Source organism: uncultured Paraglaciecola sp. (genome assembly GCF_963977085.1).
In the GTDB taxonomy this organism is placed as follows: domain Bacteria; phylum Pseudomonadota; class Gammaproteobacteria; order Enterobacterales; family Alteromonadaceae; genus Paraglaciecola.
Window position 1 is genome coordinate 19,898 of the sequence record NZ_CAXBNC010000031.1, and the last position, 19,784, is coordinate 39,681.

A 19,784-nucleotide genomic window follows, 5' to 3' on the forward strand; every position below is an offset into this window, starting at 1 on the left:
ATGCAAATAATTCAGTGTAAGGTTGAAAAAATTGAAGCCCTTACAGAAACAATCAAACGTATTGTATTAATTCCAGACTCCTCTATTAATTTTATTGCTGGCCAATATCTACAAATAATGATGGGGGACGATGACAAGCGCCCCTTTTCTATCGCCAACGCACCGCGAGAAGATGGCTCGATTGAATTGCATATTGGCGCAGAACCTGGGAATCATTATTCAGGTCAAGTTCTCGACAAAATGCATAAAGATAAATATGTAAGTGTAGAAGGTGGATTAGGGCAAGCCTTTCTTAATCAGGCCGATGCGCAAGCGACTATCTTATTGGCAGGTGGTACTGGGTTTTCTTATGTTTATTCAATATTGCAACAAATGCTCAGTCAACCATTGCAAGCTCCGGTGATAGTGTATTGGGGTACACGCACACTAAACGACATGTATGCCTTCGAGGAACTCAAAACACTAGCAGATCAACATCCTTTATTTACCTTTGTCCCAGTGATTGAACTTCCTGAAAAAGAGTGGGCAGGTAAAACCGGTTGGGTGCATCAAGCTGTGCTCGATGACATTCCAGATTTGTCTACTTATCAAGTCTATGTAGCTGGGCGATTTGAAATGGCAAAAGTAGTACGGGACGATTTTACAAAACACGGATTACCACTTTCCAATTTATTTGGTGATGCCTACGCATTTATCTAAATATTTAAGTGCCTAATCCACTTTAATACGGGGCTTGTTTTTAGCCCCTCGTATCATTTACACCGCGCCTTTAAACTCCAGCTGCCGCCAGGCTTCATACACAAATACCGACACGGCATTCGACAAATTCATACTGCGACTTTCTGGTAACATTGGGATACGTACCCGCTGCTGTGCGGGCAGTGACTGAATGATCTCATCAGGTAAACCACGGGTTTCAGGGCCAAACAATAGGGCATCACCTAGTTGATATTGAGCTTGAGCAAAAAACGCCTTGCCTTTAGTTGTACAGGCAAATATTCGTTTAGGGGCTCGCGCTTCAATATAGGCATCTAGATTGGGATAACGTTGCACCTTAGCGAACTCGTGGTAATCCAAACCAGCACGACGCACTTTTTTGTCGTCCCAATCAAATCCAAGGGGTTCAATTAAATGCAGAGCAAAGCCCGTATTTGCACATAGACGAATAATATTGCCAGTATTAGGAGGGATTTCAGGCTGGTAGAGAACGATATCAAGCATGTGAATAATTTCGGTGACTTTTAATAAACCGATACTAACAAAAAACAGCTAAATGATTTAGCTATTAGGCCTTCTTTCCCTTGATATTTATTTCGCCCTCATAATGTTGTTAGTCGGTTCTCGGAATAGTCATTTTATATCTCACACCGACTGGGGAATCAACTAGCTCTATCTGACCTTTATATATATTACTAATAATATTGCACACTATATTTAGCCCCAATCCCATTTTCCCTGAACCTCTTTGAGTGGAAAAAAAGGGTTGAAACACCTTCTCAGCCTCGAGCTTGCTTATCCCTTTACCATTATCATGGTAACTCACGTGAATATACTTAGCATCTTGCACCACAGATATAAACACCTTGCCCTGCTGGTTTTCAAATCCATGGAAAACAGAATTATCAAGCAATTGTGAAAGTAGTTGAAAGAACGACGCTTGAGAGTAACACTCCAGTCCTTCTTGCACTTCACTTTCTATGGCAATGTTTGGATACTTGAGTCGTGCATAGTCACTAAATTGCTGAATAAATTTTGGCATTTCAAATGTGAATGCCTGATCAGCAACTTTTTCAGTGTCAATTTCAGAAAACCGTTCTAATAAATTTGACGCGCGAGTTAAATTATTCAAGGTCAAGTCAATGGATTTAGACAACGAGCTTAAAGTTTTCATCGCACTGCTTTTTGTTAATTTACCCTGTTCTATATCCTGTGATAATGAAGTCACTATTTGACTACTACTAGAAATAGAAGTGATGGCCACCCCCAAAGGCGTATTAATTTCATGAGCCACCCCCATCAACAACATATTAGTGACACTGGCTTTTTCGGCATTAATGTCACGTATACTAATCGCTTTTTGCTGCTCTAATACCAGCGACAAACGTGTATTCGCTTCCGTAAGTTGTGTATTACGTTCATCGACTGTTTGACTTAATTGTGTATTAGCATTAACCAGTGCCTGCCTAGTGCTGACATTTTCAAATACAATGGCGGCTAAATTTGCACAGGTTTCAATATAAGCAATATCTTCTTCAGTGGGTGTATTGGGATAGGCGTAATACATTGCAAATGTACCATATACTTTTTTGTTGCTGCCCATAATCGGTTCAGACCAACAAGACTGGAGGCCAGCATTTAACGCTAAGTCTTTATATTGTGCCCAAATCGGGTCAGTATTAATATCCGTAACCACTACTCGTTTTTTTGAAAAAGCAGCCGTACCACAGGAACCCACCCCCATTCCAATCTTCACGCCATCTAAAGCCTTGCAATAATCGGCAGGTAAAGAAACGCTAGCAATAGGATGTAGCGTGCCGTTCTCATGATCTAGTAATAACACTGAACTTTTCATCTCAGGGTTATAAATTTCAGATTTTTCACATAACAACCTAAGCACTACCTCAATACTGTCGCCACGGGCGACACTGCGCAAGACTTCAGAACGCCCCGCCTCCAGTTCAATCGCACGTTGCAAATAATCTAAATGATCTCGAGTAATATTGATTCTAGGCATAAGGCTCTGGCTGTTTTTATGACGTTATGAGTTTAATTTGATTACCACAATAATGCCACTTACAAATATACAGGTATGACCGACAGTAATAATGAATTGAGGTCCCCCCTAGCCCTTTAAAAAATCCAAAATTGCACTCAAACATGGCACTCTATATTTGTCCTGCTCCGCTAACAACTCGTGATGTGAACCGTCAATCACTAGCAGCCTAGTACGGGCCATTTTTGCCACTACCCTACTCTGTCTTTTGTTATCCACGATCTGATCTGCACCCGCTTGAATCACTAAGGCCGCAATAGGAAAGCTAGGTGCATTGTGTTCTATTTCCTCCATGGCAATAGTCGCAGCCTTTAGCCAATGACCACTCACCCCACCTAACTGCACTTGTGGTGCATTTTGATACTCTTGCCGAAAAATTTGATATCTGATCTCACTATGAGTTAGTTCATTAGAACAGAATGGCACGGGATCATAATTTTTTTGACTAAAAAAATAGCCATCATTTGTATTAACAGTCAAATGGAGTCTCAACAAAAATTTAGCAAACCAAGTGGGCAAAGGCGGGCGAATGCCAAACATAGGAGCCGAAAAAGCGACTTTTCCAAACAACTCTGGATAACGCCACACCATCAAAGCACCAATGGCCCCGCCCATTGAATGACACAACAAATTTGGTTTGTGATGGGACTTTTTTAGTACAACCTCGTCCATAAATTGTTTAAAGTCAGCCACATAATCATTAAAACTCGCTACGTAACCAATTTGAGGATTGCCTAACATACGTCCAGATAAACCTTGCCCTCTATGGTCATGTATAAACACTGAATAACCATTTTGATAAAGGTCGTACACTACCTCTTTATATTTGATTAAACTTTCAATGCGTCCAGTTGAAATCACTATGGTGCCAAGAGCGTTAGGATGCAGCACAAAAGCGTAAGCAATGTCGACTTTATCGATCCCAGTAAAGATTCCGGATTTCACACTGTTTTGCCAGAATGGTTGAATAACGTTTGCATACACTGATTCTAAGTCAGTTTCAGAGCACAGAACGTATTGAGACATGTAAAAACCCTACATTTAGATTAGATATAAAACTACGCAGCGTAAATCCCAACAGGCCTTTACGGGTGGAATGTAAAAAGCTGATTCATGGCGTTTTATTGCGCTTTTTATTGTGATTAACTTCTATCACCCTAAGGATATCACGCCAACTAATAATGCCAACGGGGACGTTATTGTCATTCACTATTGGTATACAAGAGATATTGTGCTGATTAAATAAACTGATCGCTTCGTACACATTGGCTAGAGGGGTCAACGAAATAGGCTTTCGAGTCATAATTTGGTGCACCTTTTTATTCAAGGTAAACTTATCATGTGCGGTTTCTTGTACTGTTCCAATAAAAGGACTAATAGCTCTGAGTAAATCTCGATCTGATAACACCCCAAACAACTTACCTTCTTCCACTACCATCAAATGATGAAACTTAGCATTTTCAAAAAGATGTTTAACCATTCGTAGATTATCGTCCAGTGTGACTGTTACCACTGGTTTACTCATGATTTTTTCGACTAACATTCCTCCCCCCTGGTAAACCCTATAAACCATTCACACAAAAGGTAACCGTAACCTTGTGTCTTTTGCAATAAAAAAGCGACCACTTTGGATTTTACTTTTATTACAAAGAGTTCCCCGATTCAAACCGCCGCAAGAGGTATGCAAATTTTAACTCTTAATCCACCTTCAGGTTTATTATTGGCTTCAATACAACCTTGGTGCTTCACTATGGCATGCTGAGCAATAGCCAAACCTAAGCCAACACCGCCACTGTTTCTGTCTCTAGCGGTTGATTCACGATAAAAGGCTTCAAATATTTTATGCAATTGGCTTTCTTCGATACCCTCGCCATCATCTTCAATTATCCACTCTAAGTGATTGTCATGTTTCGATACCGAAACCTGAATCATATGATTGGAATAATAAATCGCATTACGTAAGATATTTTCGATAGCACTGCTTAATAACTGTGGTTCTGCGTACAAACTAATATTTTCTTCAGCCTGATAAAACAACTCCTTATTTTTTTGTGCGGCCTCAAATTGTGCATCTTCAATGATTGGCGTCATAATTTGTTCAAGGCTAACTGACTGTAAGTTCTGAATAGGCTGCTTATTATCCAATCTAGATAACAATAAGACTTGCGCTATCATATTTTCAATTTGTTGGGACTCTTTTTCAATCCTTTCCAAGGCTGCCAGCATATTGGCTGACATGTCGGACTCATTTTGTTGCAAGGCAATACCAATAGATAATTGCAAACGAGTAAGGGGCGAGCGTAACTCATGTGAGATATCTGCCAGTAATCTTTTCTGACTAGTGAGCAAACTTTCGACTTGTTCAGACATATAATTAAAATCACGCCCAAGTTGCCCTATTTCATCTAAGCGCCTACTTGCATTGCCCACTCGAACACCCATCTCACCATCTGCCATCTGTTTAGAAGCAAGGCTAAGTTGTGCAATTGGATTCAGTAGTCCACGCACAAATAAATAACACAGCCCCACACTTAGAGAGATCATAAAGAGAATAAAGATCCCCGGGTATTCGTGACGCATAACACGCAAACTCCCCCCCGGCCTGGGTTCAACCATAAACAACATATAATCCCTTTGATTAGCTTTTATCAGACCAGGTCCAATAAAAGACAGTCCTTTTACATCTAACATTAATGGTGAGCTTCGCAGTTCAAAATCATCAAATACATCATCTTTAAATCCCCTGTGTCTGGAGACTCTGTGCACTATGGAGCGAGTCGCTGGGTCAAACAACACCAAACCAAAACGACTACGATTACTGACTTTATTAAGCAATTTTTTAAAGTCTAAATCACTATCTCGCCTCTCAATTTGTTTTTGCACTTTATTAGTCAATGTCATCAAATCTTTTTGTTGCATGGAATTTAATGGACGGTACTTGGCTTCAGAGCCTAGTTGATTGGCGAGCCAAACTGAGCTAATAAAGATTAATAAAGTTGCTAGCCAAAACCACAAAAACACTCTAAAGAATAAACTCTTCGCTGGATTAAGCTTGCTTATACCCTTCATGCAGGCACCACATAAAGATAACCGGCACCGCGGTGAGTCTTAATTTTTTCTTCTGGACTAAAAACAGCTAACTTTTTGCGAAGGTTACTCACATGCATATCTATACTGCGGTCAAAAGCCGCCAGTTTTTTTCCTAATACTTTTTCACTGATGTCTTCTTTACTCACCAAGCTGCCACTATTGATCATTAAAAGGTGTAGAATAGAATATTCGGTCCCTGTTAATTCAACAGTATTGTTAGCACAAGTTACCTGTTGAGCTGATGGAGAGAGTTCCACATTGCCTAATGTTATATTTTGCTGCACATTGCCACTTGGCAACAAAGCCATTCGTCGCACTAACGCCTTTATTCTGGCTGACAATTCTCTATGATTAAAAGGTTTAGCTAAATAATCATCGGCCCCCATTTCCAAACCAAAAATTTTGTCATAATCGTCACCCTTAGCTGTCAGCATTAATACAGGTGTTAGGTGGCTAGTGCGCAACCTTTTTAATACTTCAAAGCCATCAAGCTTAGGCAACATGACGTCTAACAAAATAAGGTCATAATGTTTGTTTGATGTGGCTAAACTCAGTCCCGTTTCACCATCGTGTGCCACATCTATCTCATAGCCTTGCGGACTAAGGTATTCTTTTAGTAACTCGGTCAATGCTAAGTCATCATCGATAAATAATAGTTTTTTAGCTGACATATACTTCCTCTGGTTTTCTTAGGCTAGCCACACTATAACTCAGAGCATATTGTCCAACACGATGCATTTACACAAGCTTTACATTCCCTTTGCGTTTCTTTGCATTACATTCGCTAGACTTAGTTGCAATTACTCAAGAGGATAAAAATATGACAACATTTAAAACATTAGTTAAAACCACATTGACACCTATTGCTCTTTGTCTATCCCTTGCCATAGTGGCACCTGCTATAGCCAAGAAAGGCCATCACCAACCCCATGATGGGATGCGCCAAATATTGTCTGAGTTATCGCTAACAGATACACAAAAGCAAGATATCAAACAGATTTTAAAACAAAACCGTGAAGATAGAGAGCTGTATAGCACAGATGGAAAATCTTTAAAAACGGATATGCGTAGCCTAATACAATCCTCGGAATGGGATGAAGAAGCGGTAGAGACTGCAATTGCTCAACGCCAAGTGCTAATGCAACAAAAAGCACTGCAACGGGCAACCAATAAAAACCAAGTATGGAATTTATTGACTGCAACTCAACAAGCTGAATTTGTTACCCAGCTAGAAACTCGTAAAGCCAAGCACGAAGAGAAAAGCTCTGAAAGAAAGGAAAAAAGAAAAGGCAAAGGTAAACACAAAGGCAACATGCTAAAACGTTTGGATTTAACCGAAGAACAATTGGCTGCCGTAAAAACCATCAAAACAGCTGAAAAAGAGAGTGCCGAAACAATTAGGGCTAAGCTTAAAAACTTTAAGCAAGCAGAGCAGTCTCTAATACAAAGCACAGAGTTTAAAGCGGAAACTTGGGAAGCGCTTAACTCTGAGTATCAATCTGACTTTGTTGCTATGGCATTATTAAAAACCAAAAGCAAACATGATATTTGGAATACTCTGACCCCAGAGCAGCAAGCCCTAGCAATGGAAAAAACTGAAAAATGTAAAGGCAAAAAAGGCGCTAAAAAAGGTAACAAAAAAAATAGACAAGAATCAGTTTAAAAATATTTCCTGTCAGCATAAACAACCGCATTAATTGCGGTTGTTTCATTTATAACTTGTTCTAAACCACAACTATCTCATCTCATCCCATTCCTATCCCCTAAACCTATAGGTTTATTTGTGCTTCAATAGGTCTAACGGCCTAACAAATAACGTCATAATAGGATCATAATACATTCACCATTTGGCAATATATCCAATGTTAAGCTAACCCAAATTGACTTGGAGAAATACAAAATGAGCTTAAGTATTTGGCAAATATTACTAGTGGCTTTGTTGTTTATATTACTGTTTGGCCGTGGAAAAATTCCCGCTTTAATGACCGATTTAGCTGCAGGCATAAAAAACTTTAAACATGGAATGAAAGAACAAGAAGAAGACGAGCACGCTGCAATTGCAACCAAAAGCGCCACTCAAAACACAACTACGTCAGCCGAAACGGCAAAATCTGCTAGTCAATCGTAGTAACTCGAGATGTTTGATTTTAGTTGGATAGAGCTTGGATTTTGCGCGGCACTCACCCTAGTGGTAGTTGGCCCAAAAGATTTACCTGCTTTTGTTAAGGGAATTGGCCGAGTCATGGCCAAAGGTAAAAAAATGCTCAACGAAGTCAAAGGCTCTTTGTCACGGCTAGAAAAGGAAATTGATATTAGTGAGGGTAATGCCAACCAAGGGAATAACTGGGAATCATTGCTGCCCCCTGAAGTACAACATTTACCAGAAGATTTTATTCCCGGATCCCTGCCCGCCAGCGAACACCAACAAATACGACAACAACGTAAAAAAACGAGGGTTGAAATGGCCAACGACTCTGAGAGTAAACCATGAACCTTGCCTCAACTACCGCAAGCAAAACACCTTTATTGACTCACCTAACAGAGTTACGTCAGCGTTTATTGTATTGCCTTGGATTTTTCTTTTTGATGTTTGCAGTGAGCTATTGGTTTGCTCAGCCAATTTACACTTTTTTGCAACAACCACTGGTTGACATATTCGGTCCAGATAGTGGGCGGAGAATGATTTACACTGGGCTACATGAAGCGTTTTTCACCTATTTGAAATTAGCGTTTTTTAGTGCGCTGTTTTTTACGCTTCCTTTAATTCTGATCCAAGTTTGGCGTTTTATCGCACCAGGTTTGTATGAACAAGAACAGAAAAGTTTATTCCCTCTATTTGCTTTGACCCCTATTTTATTTATTGGTGGAGCAGCACTGGCATTTTATGTGGTGATGCCAATGGCTTGGGAGTTCTTTATTAGTTTTGAAACCCCTGAACAAAATAGTGGCATAGAAGTGCAGCTAGAGGCGAAAGTGAGTGAATATTTATCCCTAGTCATCCAGCTTATCCTAGCCTTTGGGCTGTGTTTTGAGTTACCGGTATTATTACTAGTGATGGCAAAGGCAGGGATCATTAATGCCCAAACATTGCGCCAGCATAGGCGCCATGCGGTAGTCGTGGTTTTTCTATTAGCGGCATGTCTCACTCCACCAGATTTAATATCACAAATTGCACTTGGCATACCTGTGTTACTGCTATATGAACTGTCCATTGCTTTAATTCATTGGAATGAAAAGGCCGTTACAGCCACTTTAAAAGATAAAACCAGCCATTCTTAAGCATGCTGTAAACTGAAAAACACCCCAGCCCTTTTGTCATTTTTCTGCCATTAAACTGCCATGAATGCTTACAAAAACTGTCAAATTTTTTTCCATAAATTGTCATTTTAGTCCTTTACCTTTGATCCCGTTAGGTTGCTGTCAACCCAAAGTTGAACCTGTCTTTTGAATGTTAATTACCACTATCAAACAGTAAGGAAGAAACATGAACACTCCGATATCTAAAAGTCATATCGATCTACCCATTCAGCCAACTTTTAGTCGCAGACAAGTTTTAAAAGGTGGTTCAATTGCCGCAGCCAGCACTGCTTTTGTAGCCCTATCCACTCGTACCAACGCAGCCAGTTTGCCTTTTAGCAGCTCTTACGGTGAATTAGTGCCTGCAGTTGATAAAGCAACGGGCCTGACATTGTTATCTTTACCAGAAGGTTTCGAATACACCTCATTTGGTTGGACCGGACAAATTCAAGCCGATCGCTTACCCACGCCTACAGACCATGATGGTATGGGCGTAGTCGCAGCCAAAGGGAATATTATAGCGCTAGTGCGTAACCACGAATGTTCAGAAGGTGAAGGTTTCCCTTCGTCACCAGCAAGTGGCCGTGGTATTTACAATGAGGCTCAAAATGGTGGCACCACAAACATTATGTTTGATGTATTAAAAGGCGAATTTCTGTCTTCTTACAACAGCCTTGGTGGCACTATTCGAAACTGTGCTGGCGGTCCAACACCATGGGGAACGTGGCTTTCTTGCGAGGAAACCTTTCACAATTGGGGGCAGGGTCCACAAGGGCTTAACCATGGTTATGTGTTTGAAGTACCAGGTTTTGGCCTTTCAGATGGTCAACCTATTACCCAAATGGGTCGTTTTTCACATGAAGCCGCTGCCGTTGATCCTGCCACTGGTTATGTTTACGAAACCGAAGATGCTGGTTCGTCGGCATTTTACAAATTTGAACCAACAGGCGAATGGGGTGATTTGAAATCTGGCGGTAAACTTTATGCAATGGTACTAAACAATACACCAAGAGTAGATCTACGTGGTGGGCTAATCGAAGGCACAACTTGGGATGTCACTTGGCAAGAAGTACCTGATCCCGATGCCATGAGTGAAAGATGTTATAGCCAAGCCACTGATGCAGCCATTATCGCACGAGGTGAAGGCTGCTGGTATGACGATGGAAAGATCTATTTTGTATCCACTTCAGGTGGTGCTGCTGGACTAGGGCAAGTGTTTTGTTTTGATCCCAGACGTCAAGAGCTAAGCATTATTTTTGAATCCACTGACGCCGCAACTCAAGTAGATGGTCCAGACAACATCGCCATAAGTCCAAGAGGTAATATGTTGTTGTGTGAGGACGGCAGCTCTAATCCTAAACGCTTAATTGGCTTAACTAAAAGCGGAGAAACATTTCCTTTCGCTGAAAACAATATCGCCTTAGATGCGGGTGATTTAGCCGCCATAGACGCAGTTTATCCTGGCACGCAAAGCAACTTTTGGGACAGCGTCGGTACTTCTACTGATGGCTCAAATCGCAGAAGCTTTACGAGCCAAGAATGGGCGGGTGCGTGTTTTTACGGACGCTGGTTATTCGTCAATGTGCAATCTCCTGGCGTGACCTTTGCGATCACTGGTCCTTGGGAAAATGGTGCACTTTAATCCCCCGTTTAGCGCCAGCCATAGTGTTGGCGTATTTAATTAAGGAATGAAAATGAAATATTTATTTAAAACAGTCTGCGCCTTAACCATGTTATGTGCAGCTAGCGTAAGCCAAGCGTCGATCATAGATTTACCTGTAAATGGTAAAGTGGCAGGCAGTGTAATCGGAGATTCAGCATGGTTACTCGAAGATACATTTAGCGACGGTTTAGACTACATTTTATTTGAAGTCACAGAAGCGTCTTTAGTCGACATAGTACTTAACGCAAGCATTGATTTTGGCTTAAGTCTATATAGCGGTACTGTGGGGAATGAATATGGCATAGTGTTTGAAAACAGCAGAAATTTTTCAGATTTTTTCACAGACCTAACCTATATAACGGGCAGTAACCCATTTGTGCCAGGTTCGCCTGATTTTCTGACTGGTATCAGCCTCGCTGCTGGCTTTTACACTCTAGCGGTAGGAGGAAGTGAGGGTTTAGGCGACACTTTTAGTGACTATGCATATGACTTGAGCGTCGATATCAATGCCAAAGCCGCCCCCGTTTCCGAACCTTCGATAGTATTATTGATGTTGTTTTCAATAGGGGGCATGTTTGCAGTAAGACGTTTGCAAAAATAAAGTGCTGACTAAACATTAAAAATACTAAGGCCCCTATTTTGATAGAATGGGGGCTTTTTTATACCGAGCGTACTCTAATCAACTCAAACCACTTGATTAATCAGAAAGCAAGAGAACCCATTGCGTCCAGCAACCACTACTATTTATTCAAGTGTATCTCTTCGTTGAATTTTTCCGCAATAATGTACTTTTAACTGACAATCTCTCCTCGATAAAGGCAATAGTAGAATAAATCATCATCAACTGGCCTGAAAAAATAAATAACTCTAGCTACCTGTTACAGTAGCGATCAATAATTTAGGACATGAATTATCCTGAACTTTCTTTTTTACATACTCGGGCGATAAGGAGCCATTATGCAAGACATCGAATTACGTACTAGTCTTGACCAATATTATGGCCAAATTCAATCGGTCATTCTGGACAAACAACATCCAATATCTGGACTACTTCCTGCCAGCACAGCAGTGACTGTGCACGGCAATTACCAAGACGCTTGGGTTCGCGACAATGTATACAGTATTTTGGCCGTATGGGGCCTAGCGTTAGCCTATCGGAACTTAGATGACGATGGTGGACGAGGTTTTGAGCTGCAGCAACGCACAGTCAAATTAATGCGCGCATTATTACGTTCGATGATGGCGCAATCAGCTAAAGTTGAACAATTTAAGAAAAGTCGACATCCAATAGATGCACTACATGCTAAGTACGATACCGCCACAGGTGACAGTGTAGTGGGTGATGATGAATGGGGGCATCTGCAAGTAGATGCAACCTCTGTTTTTCTGCTAACCCTTACACAAATGATTGCTTCTGGTTTAGAAATAATCTGGACCAATGAAGAAGTCAGTTTTGTACAAAACTTAGTGTATTACATTGAACGGGCTTACCGTACACCTGATTTTGGTATTTGGGAGCGCGGAGCCAAAAGTAATAGTGGTAACGTTGAGTTAAATGCCAGTTCATTAGGCATGGCCAAAGCTGCATTAGAAGCACTTTCTGGCTTTAACCTATTTGGAGCAAAAGGCTCACAATCTAGTGTGATCCACGTAATTCCGGATAATATTGCACAGTCGAATATTACCTTAACCACTATGTTACCTCGTGAGTCTAATACCAAAGAAACAGATGCAGCCTTGCTCAGTATTGTGGGTTATCCAGCCTTTGCAGTGGACGACCCAGTGCTTGCCGACAAAGTGCGCAACGACATTATTACTAAATTAGAAGGCAACTATGGTCTCAAACGTTTTTTGCGTGATGGGCATCAAACGTCACTCGAAGATGAGGGTCGCTTGCATTACGAAGAACAAGAACTCAAACAGTTTGAGCATATCGAATCTGAATGGCCGCTTTTTTACACCTACTTATATTTAGACGCCATTTTTCGCGACGATACCCAGCAAATAAATCACTATCGAGCTCGTCTAGACGCAGTATTAGTTGAACAAAATGGGCAAAAACTGCTACCTGAATTGTATTTTGTTACCGAAGACTGTGTTGAGAAAGAACGTTTAGCGCCAGGCTCGCAGAAACGCGAGCCCAACGACAACGTCCCTTTGGTATGGGCGCAAAGTTTATATTTGCTTGGTTGTTTGCTTGAAGAGGGCCTGCTGCGCCCAGGGGATTTGGACCCACTAGGGCGCAGGCAGCATAAAATTCCTAAAAAACCTGTCGTTCAGCTTATGTTTTTAGCTGAAGACCAAGTATTGCAACAAGAGCTAGAAGCTCATGGAGTGCAAACCCAAACGCTAGCAGACATTTCACCTGTGCAGGTGTATCGCCCTGAAGATATTGCCAGCATACATGCGCAAATAGGCAAGTGCGAATCCCTAGGACTTTCAGGACGCACCCCTAGAAAACTTAAAAGTTTAACCACTAGCCGTGTGTATATGATGGGCAAACAAAGAGCGATTTGCCTTACCCCCTCTTTTATTCAACGAGACTTTTTTCTAAGTTACGACATGGAGTTTTTGGTGCGTCGCTTTAAGTCAGAACTGAAGTATCTACATCGCAATTGGACTGAGATGGGTCGACCAACAGTTACAGTATTACTGACTCACAATTTACTGGATACAGATCGCACCACCTTTTATGCCTTAATGAAAGAAATCGCGAGCGGTGAAGTAGACGGTATTCCGGTGCGTCACGACATATTGGCCCAGTTAATAAACACCGCAGCCGTTGAACATGTGGAGCATCTAGAGGACTTAGTGTTACCCGAGCAGCCATTAGCAAACCTATTGTCGCAATCTTGTGTTTTGACCTTAGCGGGTGAACACAAACAGTTATTACCGAGTGAAGAGCTTGAGATTGCGCTAAGCAAAGATAGCGGTCTTTTAGAATCCAAGTTGGGTGAGGCAACTAGTCTTTATCAACAAATCACACTGCTGACAAAGCTAGTCGAGTTGCAATCGATTGATTCCAAAATTCACATCCATAACCAGCAACGAAGTTTGCGTGACTTAATTGAAGAAGTGTATGCCCAAGCGGGACGATTACGACTTTGGTCAGTATTGCGCCAGGCATCGGGGTTACTGAGTAAAATTGATGGGGACATTGGCTTAGCGGTGGGTGATTTACTTGTTGCACAAAAATTTATTCAAGTCGGTCGTTCCTATCATGATGAATCGTTGATCACCCGTCCATTAACTGACGAAGAATTGATGCAGCGAATAGTACAATTTTGCCGTGAAGATGTGCGCGATCAAATCCTCACCCAGGAAGTGTTGCTTTACTTAGGTCTGTTAATCAAAGCTAGACCTGAGTTATTTAGCGAGTTATTAACCTTACGAGCGAGTCTGTTAATTATTCTGCTCACGAGTCAAATTACTAGGGCCAATCACACTACATCCGATGAGGCTTACGAAATACTCATGGATATGCCTCCATCTGAAATTCAATCACGCTTAGAAGCGGTACTGGAAAACTATCAAACCTTAGCGGATCTGCCACAAAAGCTTGAAGCACTGCATGCCCAAGGGAATACTCAACAACTAAACTGGCAGCAAAACTTAGGCTTAGAGCAGCTCAAAACCCCCAATGATGGTTGGCTGGCTTGGCGACAACATCAAGGCATACTCGACCGTCGTTCAGCCGACTTTTTAGCTCAAATTTGGAGTGTTTTAAAACACACTAGCGGTTTGGTTATTGGCAATAAAATGGACAAACGTAACCGCATAAGCAGTGATTTGGTGTTAAGTGATATGACCGAGGGAGAGAAAGCATTCGCGTTATTAATCGAACACATGTTTAACAATATTCATTCTGCAGAATACCGTCAACTTACCATTGAAACCCTGACGGCCTTAGCGAGCTTCTTCGAACAAAACCCTAGTTTAATAGTGGAAGAAGCCATAGTGATTGACGTGACCATAGGTCATGCAGTTAACCTAGCCTATGTGGAGGAATTTCCAGAACGGCAACAACACTACGATGAACATAAGAGTCATGCTTGGGAGCGCTTTTACCAACAATCGCCAGCTCATAGCACAAGCTTTATTATTTCTGCGTTGAATCACCTGTTAACCGTCAGGCCTGTAGCGTAAAACTATATATACCACTGAGCACAAATGAGTGACGCTCAGTGGTATTTCCGGCACTTATAAATCTGGAATATCCCGCTGATACTCTATTCCGATAAAGGCAGGTGAGGTAATCAGCATATCTGCTGTAGACACATTACAAGCAACAGGTAAATTCCACACCGAACACAGTCTTAACAAGGCTTTTACGTCCGGATCGTGAGGAGCTGGATTGAGAGGATCCCAAAAAAATATCAAACAATCTAGTTTACCCTCTGCTATTAACGCCCCTATTTGTTGATCGCCACCTAGCGGACCACTTTTATAACAGTGAATATCTAGACCTAACGCCTTTTGTAATATGCCACCAGTAGTACCAGTAGCGACTAATTTATGTTTACTCAACTCAGCTTTGTGCATCAAAGACCACTTAACCAAATCCGGCTTTTTATGATCGTGAGCAACCAAGGCGATGGTTTTTTGCATTTTGTTTAAAACCTTATATCAATAAATTGAAATGTAAAATCATCCTAAAACAGGAGGTGTTAACAACATACTTTGTTGATCATCTGCTGTAAAACAAGCACAGTTGGATTCACATAATCCAAAGAAATGTATTCATCAGGTTGATGAGCTTGGTCAATACTACCAGGCCCCAAAACGATAGTGTCGCAGCCAAGCTGATTAATAAATGGCGCTTCGGTAGCGTAATTGGCGCTTTGGAATTTTTTACCCGTAAGTTGTTCAGCTAACGCTAAAATGTTTTGTTCGTCTCGACAAGCAAAAGCAGGGGCTGTGGGGTACATTAAATCCAAACTTAAACGGTTGGGATATTTTGCGAATACTGGAGCTAATGCTTCGTCAATCATAGTAAGTGCTTGCTCATCACTCAGTTCAGGCACAGCGCGCATATCAAAGTTAAGCTTACAGTGACCACAGATTCTATTTTCGCCGTCACCACCATGAATATGCCCCAAATTCATGGTGACATGAGGCACACTAAAGGCCTCGTCATGAAACTTGGTTTTTAATTTGCCTTGTAAATCCATCAACTGACCTATGGCTTGATACATGATTTCGATGGCGTTAACGCCTTTGTCGGGGTCGCTCGAATGCCCCGCTTTACCTTGAATATTCAAACTTTGTGCTATGTGACCTTTGTGTTTATATATTGGTATCAGTTCAGTGGGCTCCCCAATAATTGCCATATTAGGCTTTATCAATTGTTGCTCGGCAAAAAAACGTGCCCCTGCCATGGACGTTTCCTCGTCAGCTGTGGCTAATATATACAGAGGTTTTTTCAATTTTTTCAGGGGAATGGTTTTTAAAGCTTCAAGAATAAAAGCAAAAAAACCTTTCATATCACAACTGCCTAAACCAAATAGTTTGCCATCTGCTTGTTTGACTTTAAATGGATCCGATTGCCAGGCCCCTTCATCAAATGGCACTGTGTCTGAGTGACCACAAAGCAACAACCCTCCCTCACCGCTACCTATTTTGGCTAACATATTAAATTTGTTGCGAGTACCGGGTACCTGCTGAATAGTTATGGTAAAGCCTAGATCACTAAACCAGCCCGAAAGCAGCGCTATAAGTGGCTCATTTGATTGATCTATTTTTTCGTCAAAAGCACTAATTGACGGGCACTGAATGATTTTTTCATAGTGTTCTAAGAAAGATAAATTTGGCATAACAACTCAATTAAATAATTATTCACTTTTATTGCATAAATATATAGCACATGGCATTCTATACGCCAATCAGAAACGACAAATTAGTAGATTGTCGATTCGCGTAGTAATTTATTACTTTAACTTGTTTTGGTTAGATAGCGTATATGTACTTATTTATATTCCAGTTTATTTCCCTGCCTAGCTTCGCCAGCTTGTTGTTTCGACGATAGTCGATGCTGTAGCGTATAGCTCACTCTTTGCTTTAAACTATATGTTTGAGCAAAGGGTGCTTTTTCTTTTTACCTTCATAATTTAGTACAATGCTCACTTTGAGCCTATAGAGAAATTTCCAATGATCAAAACCTGTATTATCGGAGCCAGTGGTTATACTGGCGCTGAGTTGGCCGCATTAGTTCATGGCCATACCCAATTTGAATTAGCCGCTTTATATGTGTCCAGCAACAGTGCTGATGCAGGGAAATCTTTAGGGGATATTCATCCACAATTTTTTAACTCAATTAATTTGTCTCTGCAGCCAATAGATGAAGATAACTTAACAGTCTTATCTGAAAGCTTTGACCTAATATTTTTAGCCACGCCACACGAAGCAAGCCATAAATGGATGAAACAGCTATGTGGTAAAAAAGCCATAATAATGGACTTATCGGGCGCTTTTAGGATCAAAGATAAACACAAATTCGCTGAGTATTATGGCTTTGAGCATCATGCTGATGAATTATTAGCACAAGCTGTATATGGCCTAGCCGATTGGCATCAAGAACAAATAAGTAACGCCAACTTGGTTGCAGTGCCAGGTTGTTATCCTACCGCTTCTTTAACAGCACTTAAGCCTCTGCAACAAAATGCCTTAATTGACGCCACTCATCTTCCTATTATCAACGCAGTATCCGGTGTATCTGGAGCAGGCAGAAAAGCGGCACTAAATAGTAGTTTTACAGAAGTTAGCTTGCAAGCATATGGCGTGTTGGGCCACAGGCATCAACCAGAAATTGCTGACTACTTAGGCGCTGAGGTGATATTCACCCCTCATTTAGGTAATTTTAAACGTGGTATCTTGGCAACCATTACTATAAAAACTGCAGCCAATGTAACGGAACAACAAATTGGCGATGCTTATCAACAGGCCTACCAAGGAAATCCAATCGTAAGGCTCAGAAAAAGCTGGCCTAAAATAGACGATGTTGTGGGCACGCCTTACTGTGATTTGTTTTGGAAATTGGATCAAAAAACGGGCTACCTAGTGGTGACCAGTGCCATAGATAACTTATTAAAAGGCGCAGCCTCGCAAGCATTACAATGTGCTAATTTGCGTTTTGGATTTGACTCTCACATGGGATTGGTAAACTAACCATGAGTAATAAAAATATACTAGTCATCAAAGTTGGTGGCGCATTTATGCAAGCTGAAAATGCGGCTTTGGCATTATTAACAACCATCAAAGAATTGCAACAAAGCTATATTGTGGTGTTAGTCCACGGCGGCGGCGCTATGGTTGAAGAATTATTGTTTGCACTGAATCTAAGCAGTCAAAAAATCGATGGTTTACGGGTGACGCCTAAAGAACATATGCCCTATATCACAGGGGCACTTGCTGGCACTGCCAATAAACAGCTTTGCGGACTAGCCATCAAAGCAGGTATTAGCCCAGTAGGGCTGAGTTTATTAGATGGCAAAATGTGTAAAGCAACCGTCATGCGTGAAGAATTAGGTGCAGTAGGGTCAGTTGAAGCTGGCGATGCGACTTTGTTAAAGGCGTTAGCCGCCACACATATGTTACCCATTATTAGTTCTATAGGAGCGGATAGTGAAGGAAACTTACTCAATGTGAATGCTGATCAAGCAGCAACTGTCATCGCACAATTATTAGACGCAGAATTATTGCTTTTGTCTGATGTACCAGGTGTTTTAGATGCTGACAAAAATTTGATTAACCACTTAGATGCAGAACAAATTGACACTCTCATTACACAAAATGTGATCCGAGACGGCATGATAGTAAAAGTCAATGCGGCGTTAACCGCAGCCAATAGCTTAGGGCACAGTGTCACTATTGCTAGCTGGAAAGATTCAGAAAAGCTGCTAGGTTTGTTGCAACATCAAGCAATAGGCAGCAAAATCTCCCCCCAATTAAAAACATCGACTAACAAGGCTTGATTATGAAACAAGATCTTCTTTCATTTAAAGATTGGACCGCAGACCAATTACACAATTTATTAGCCTTGGCTAAAACCATCAAAAATAACCCTGCGGGTTATCGCACTGCCTTGGATGGCAAGTCGATTGTTGCCTTGTTTGAGAAACCATCTTTACGTACCCGAGTAAGTTTTGACATTGGTATCAATAAGTTAGGTGGCCATATGGTGTATCTCGACAGCCAATCAAATAAATTGGCTGGCAGAGAAGATGTAAAAGATATGGGTGCCAACTTGGCTTGCTGGGCCGATGCAATTGTGTCTCGTGTATTTGCACATAATACCTTAGAAGAATTGGCTGAATCAGCTAAAGTACCGGTCATTAATGCGCTGTGTGACATATACCACCCCTGCCAAGCGGTAGCGGATTACCTGACTATTAGCGAACACTATGATGACTTAAGCAACGTTAAGGTGGCCTATATAGGTGACGGTAACAATGTCACTCATTCATTGATGTTAGTGGGTGTTGCTCTTGGTTGCGAAGTCATAGTGATTACACCCAAAGGATACGAAGTAGATCCTAAGATAATAGAGTTGACCGAACAACGTGCAACACAATACGGCGGAAAGTTAACTGTCAGTACCGATATAAATGCAGCTATAGGTGCACAAGTATTGTATACAGATACGTGGTTATCTATGGGTGACGACACTCCTTTAGCAGAAATAAAGGACACATTTGCTGGTTACGAAATAACTGAAGCGTTAATGGAAAAAACTGGCGCCGACTATGTGATGCATTGTCAACCTGCCCATCGAGATTTAGAAATTAGCGGTAGCTTAATTGACGGTGAAAAATCATTGTTAATGCAACAAGCAGAAAATAGAATGCACGGCCAAAATGCGATTTTAGTCGAGTTGTTAGCAAAAGACTTCGAACCAAGAAATTAAAAACAGCTTCTAGCTTCTAGCTTCTAGCTTCTAGCTTCTAGCTTCTAGCTTCTAGCTTC

19 protein-coding genes are annotated in these 19,784 nt (G+C 41.2%); 11 read left to right on the forward strand and 8 right to left on the reverse strand.

The genetic code is table 11. The features are described from left to right. Positions 1-699, forward strand: a complete 699-nt coding sequence (fre, locus tag AAC000_RS22010; RefSeq protein ID WP_339725941.1) for an NAD(P)H-flavin reductase — start codon at positions 1-3, stop codon at positions 697-699. Between the two features lie 57 nt (positions 700-756). Here fre and trmL read toward each other — a convergent pair whose 3' ends face one another. The 6 genes from trmL to AAC000_RS22040 form a co-directional block, all read right to left on the reverse strand. Beyond that, a complete protein-coding gene (gene trmL / locus AAC000_RS22015) occupies positions 757-1,221 on the reverse strand; it encodes a tRNA (uridine(34)/cytosine(34)/5-carboxymethylaminomethyluridine(34)-2'-O)-methyltransferase TrmL (protein WP_339725943.1) in 465 nt (154 codons plus the stop codon). 109 nt (positions 1,222-1,330) lie between these two features. Next, positions 1,331-2,734: a GAF domain-containing sensor histidine kinase gene (locus AAC000_RS22020; protein WP_339725945.1), complete on the reverse strand. Its 1,404-nt coding sequence runs from the start codon at positions 2,732-2,734 to the stop codon at positions 1,331-1,333. A gap of 108 nt (positions 2,735-2,842) precedes the next feature. Beyond that, the gene (locus tag AAC000_RS22025) at positions 2,843-3,799 is read right to left on the reverse strand and encodes an alpha/beta fold hydrolase (protein ID WP_339725946.1); all 957 of its coding nucleotides are present in this window, start codon (positions 3,797-3,799) and stop codon (positions 2,843-2,845) included. Between the two features lie 85 nt (positions 3,800-3,884). After that, the gene (locus AAC000_RS22030) at positions 3,885-4,316 is read right to left on the reverse strand and encodes a CBS domain-containing protein (RefSeq protein WP_339725947.1); all 432 of its coding nucleotides are present in this window, start codon (positions 4,314-4,316) and stop codon (positions 3,885-3,887) included. A gap of 119 nt (positions 4,317-4,435) precedes the next feature. Next, on the reverse strand, positions 4,436-5,842 hold the full coding sequence (locus AAC000_RS22035) for an ATP-binding protein (protein WP_339725949.1): 1,407 nt from the start codon (positions 5,840-5,842) through the stop codon (positions 4,436-4,438). Continuing rightward, positions 5,839-6,534: a response regulator transcription factor gene (locus tag AAC000_RS22040; RefSeq protein WP_339725951.1), complete on the reverse strand. Its 696-nt coding sequence runs from the start codon at positions 6,532-6,534 to the stop codon at positions 5,839-5,841. Before AAC000_RS22040 ends, AAC000_RS22035 begins: the two co-directional genes overlap by 4 nt. A 149-nt stretch (positions 6,535-6,683) precedes the next feature. On the opposite strand from AAC000_RS22040, the gene AAC000_RS22045 reads away from it, so the two are divergent. From AAC000_RS22045 to AAC000_RS22075, 7 genes are all read left to right on the forward strand, one after another. Further along, positions 6,684-7,526, forward strand: coding sequence for a Spy/CpxP family protein refolding chaperone (locus AAC000_RS22045; RefSeq protein ID WP_339725952.1), 843 nt, complete (start codon positions 6,684-6,686; stop codon positions 7,524-7,526). A gap of 237 nt (positions 7,527-7,763) precedes the next feature. Continuing rightward, positions 7,764-7,991 carry a twin-arginine translocase TatA/TatE family subunit gene (tatA, locus tag AAC000_RS22050; RefSeq protein ID WP_339725953.1) on the forward strand — a complete coding sequence of 76 codons (228 nt, stop codon included), beginning with the start codon at positions 7,764-7,766 and terminating at the stop codon, positions 7,989-7,991. Between the two features lie 9 nt (positions 7,992-8,000). Further along, positions 8,001-8,354: a preprotein translocase subunit TatB gene (locus AAC000_RS22055; RefSeq protein ID WP_339725954.1), complete on the forward strand. Its 354-nt coding sequence runs from the start codon at positions 8,001-8,003 to the stop codon at positions 8,352-8,354. Next, entirely contained in the window at positions 8,351-9,142 is a 792-nt protein-coding gene (tatC, locus tag AAC000_RS22060) for a twin-arginine translocase subunit TatC (RefSeq protein WP_339725956.1), read from the forward strand. The genes AAC000_RS22055 and tatC overlap by 4 nt, the downstream gene beginning before the upstream one ends. A 205-nt stretch (positions 9,143-9,347) precedes the next feature. Continuing rightward, positions 9,348-10,802: an alkaline phosphatase PhoX gene (locus AAC000_RS22065; protein ID WP_339725957.1), complete on the forward strand. Its 1,455-nt coding sequence runs from the start codon at positions 9,348-9,350 to the stop codon at positions 10,800-10,802. A 52-nt stretch (positions 10,803-10,854) separates the two neighbouring features. After that, positions 10,855-11,424 (forward strand): PEP-CTERM sorting domain-containing protein, encoded by a 570-nt coding sequence (locus AAC000_RS22070; RefSeq protein ID WP_339725959.1) that lies wholly within the window; start codon positions 10,855-10,857, stop codon positions 11,422-11,424. 356 nt (positions 11,425-11,780) lie between these two features. Beyond that, the gene (locus AAC000_RS22075; RefSeq protein WP_339725961.1) at positions 11,781-14,969 is read left to right on the forward strand and encodes a glycoside hydrolase family 15 protein; all 3,189 of its coding nucleotides are present in this window, start codon (positions 11,781-11,783) and stop codon (positions 14,967-14,969) included. Between the two features lie 54 nt (positions 14,970-15,023). On the opposite strand, the gene AAC000_RS22080 is transcribed toward AAC000_RS22075, so the two are convergent. Then, on the reverse strand, positions 15,024-15,431 hold the full coding sequence (locus tag AAC000_RS22080) for a methylglyoxal synthase (protein WP_339725962.1): 408 nt from the start codon (positions 15,429-15,431) through the stop codon (positions 15,024-15,026). Positions 15,432-15,490: 59 nt separating this feature from the next. Continuing rightward, complete coding sequence (argE, locus tag AAC000_RS22085; RefSeq protein WP_339725963.1) at positions 15,491-16,636, reverse strand: acetylornithine deacetylase; 1,146 nt, start codon at positions 16,634-16,636, stop codon at positions 15,491-15,493. Between the two features lie 334 nt (positions 16,637-16,970). On the opposite strand from argE, the gene argC reads away from it, so the two are divergent. Genes argC through AAC000_RS22100 form a run of 3 tightly spaced genes read left to right on the forward strand, consistent with a single transcriptional unit; the run spans position 16,971 to position 19,725 of the window. Then, a complete protein-coding gene (argC, locus tag AAC000_RS22090; RefSeq protein ID WP_339725964.1) occupies positions 16,971-17,987 on the forward strand; it encodes an N-acetyl-gamma-glutamyl-phosphate reductase in 1,017 nt (338 codons plus the stop codon). Positions 17,988-17,989: 2 nt separating this feature from the next. Further along, positions 17,990-18,793 (forward strand): acetylglutamate kinase, encoded by an 804-nt coding sequence (argB, locus tag AAC000_RS22095; protein WP_339725965.1) that lies wholly within the window; start codon positions 17,990-17,992, stop codon positions 18,791-18,793. Positions 18,794-18,795: 2 nt separating this feature from the next. Further along, positions 18,796-19,725 carry an ornithine carbamoyltransferase gene (locus AAC000_RS22100; protein WP_339725966.1) on the forward strand — a complete coding sequence of 310 codons (930 nt, stop codon included), beginning with the start codon at positions 18,796-18,798 and terminating at the stop codon, positions 19,723-19,725. The last annotated feature ends 59 nt before the right edge of the window (positions 19,726-19,784 follow it).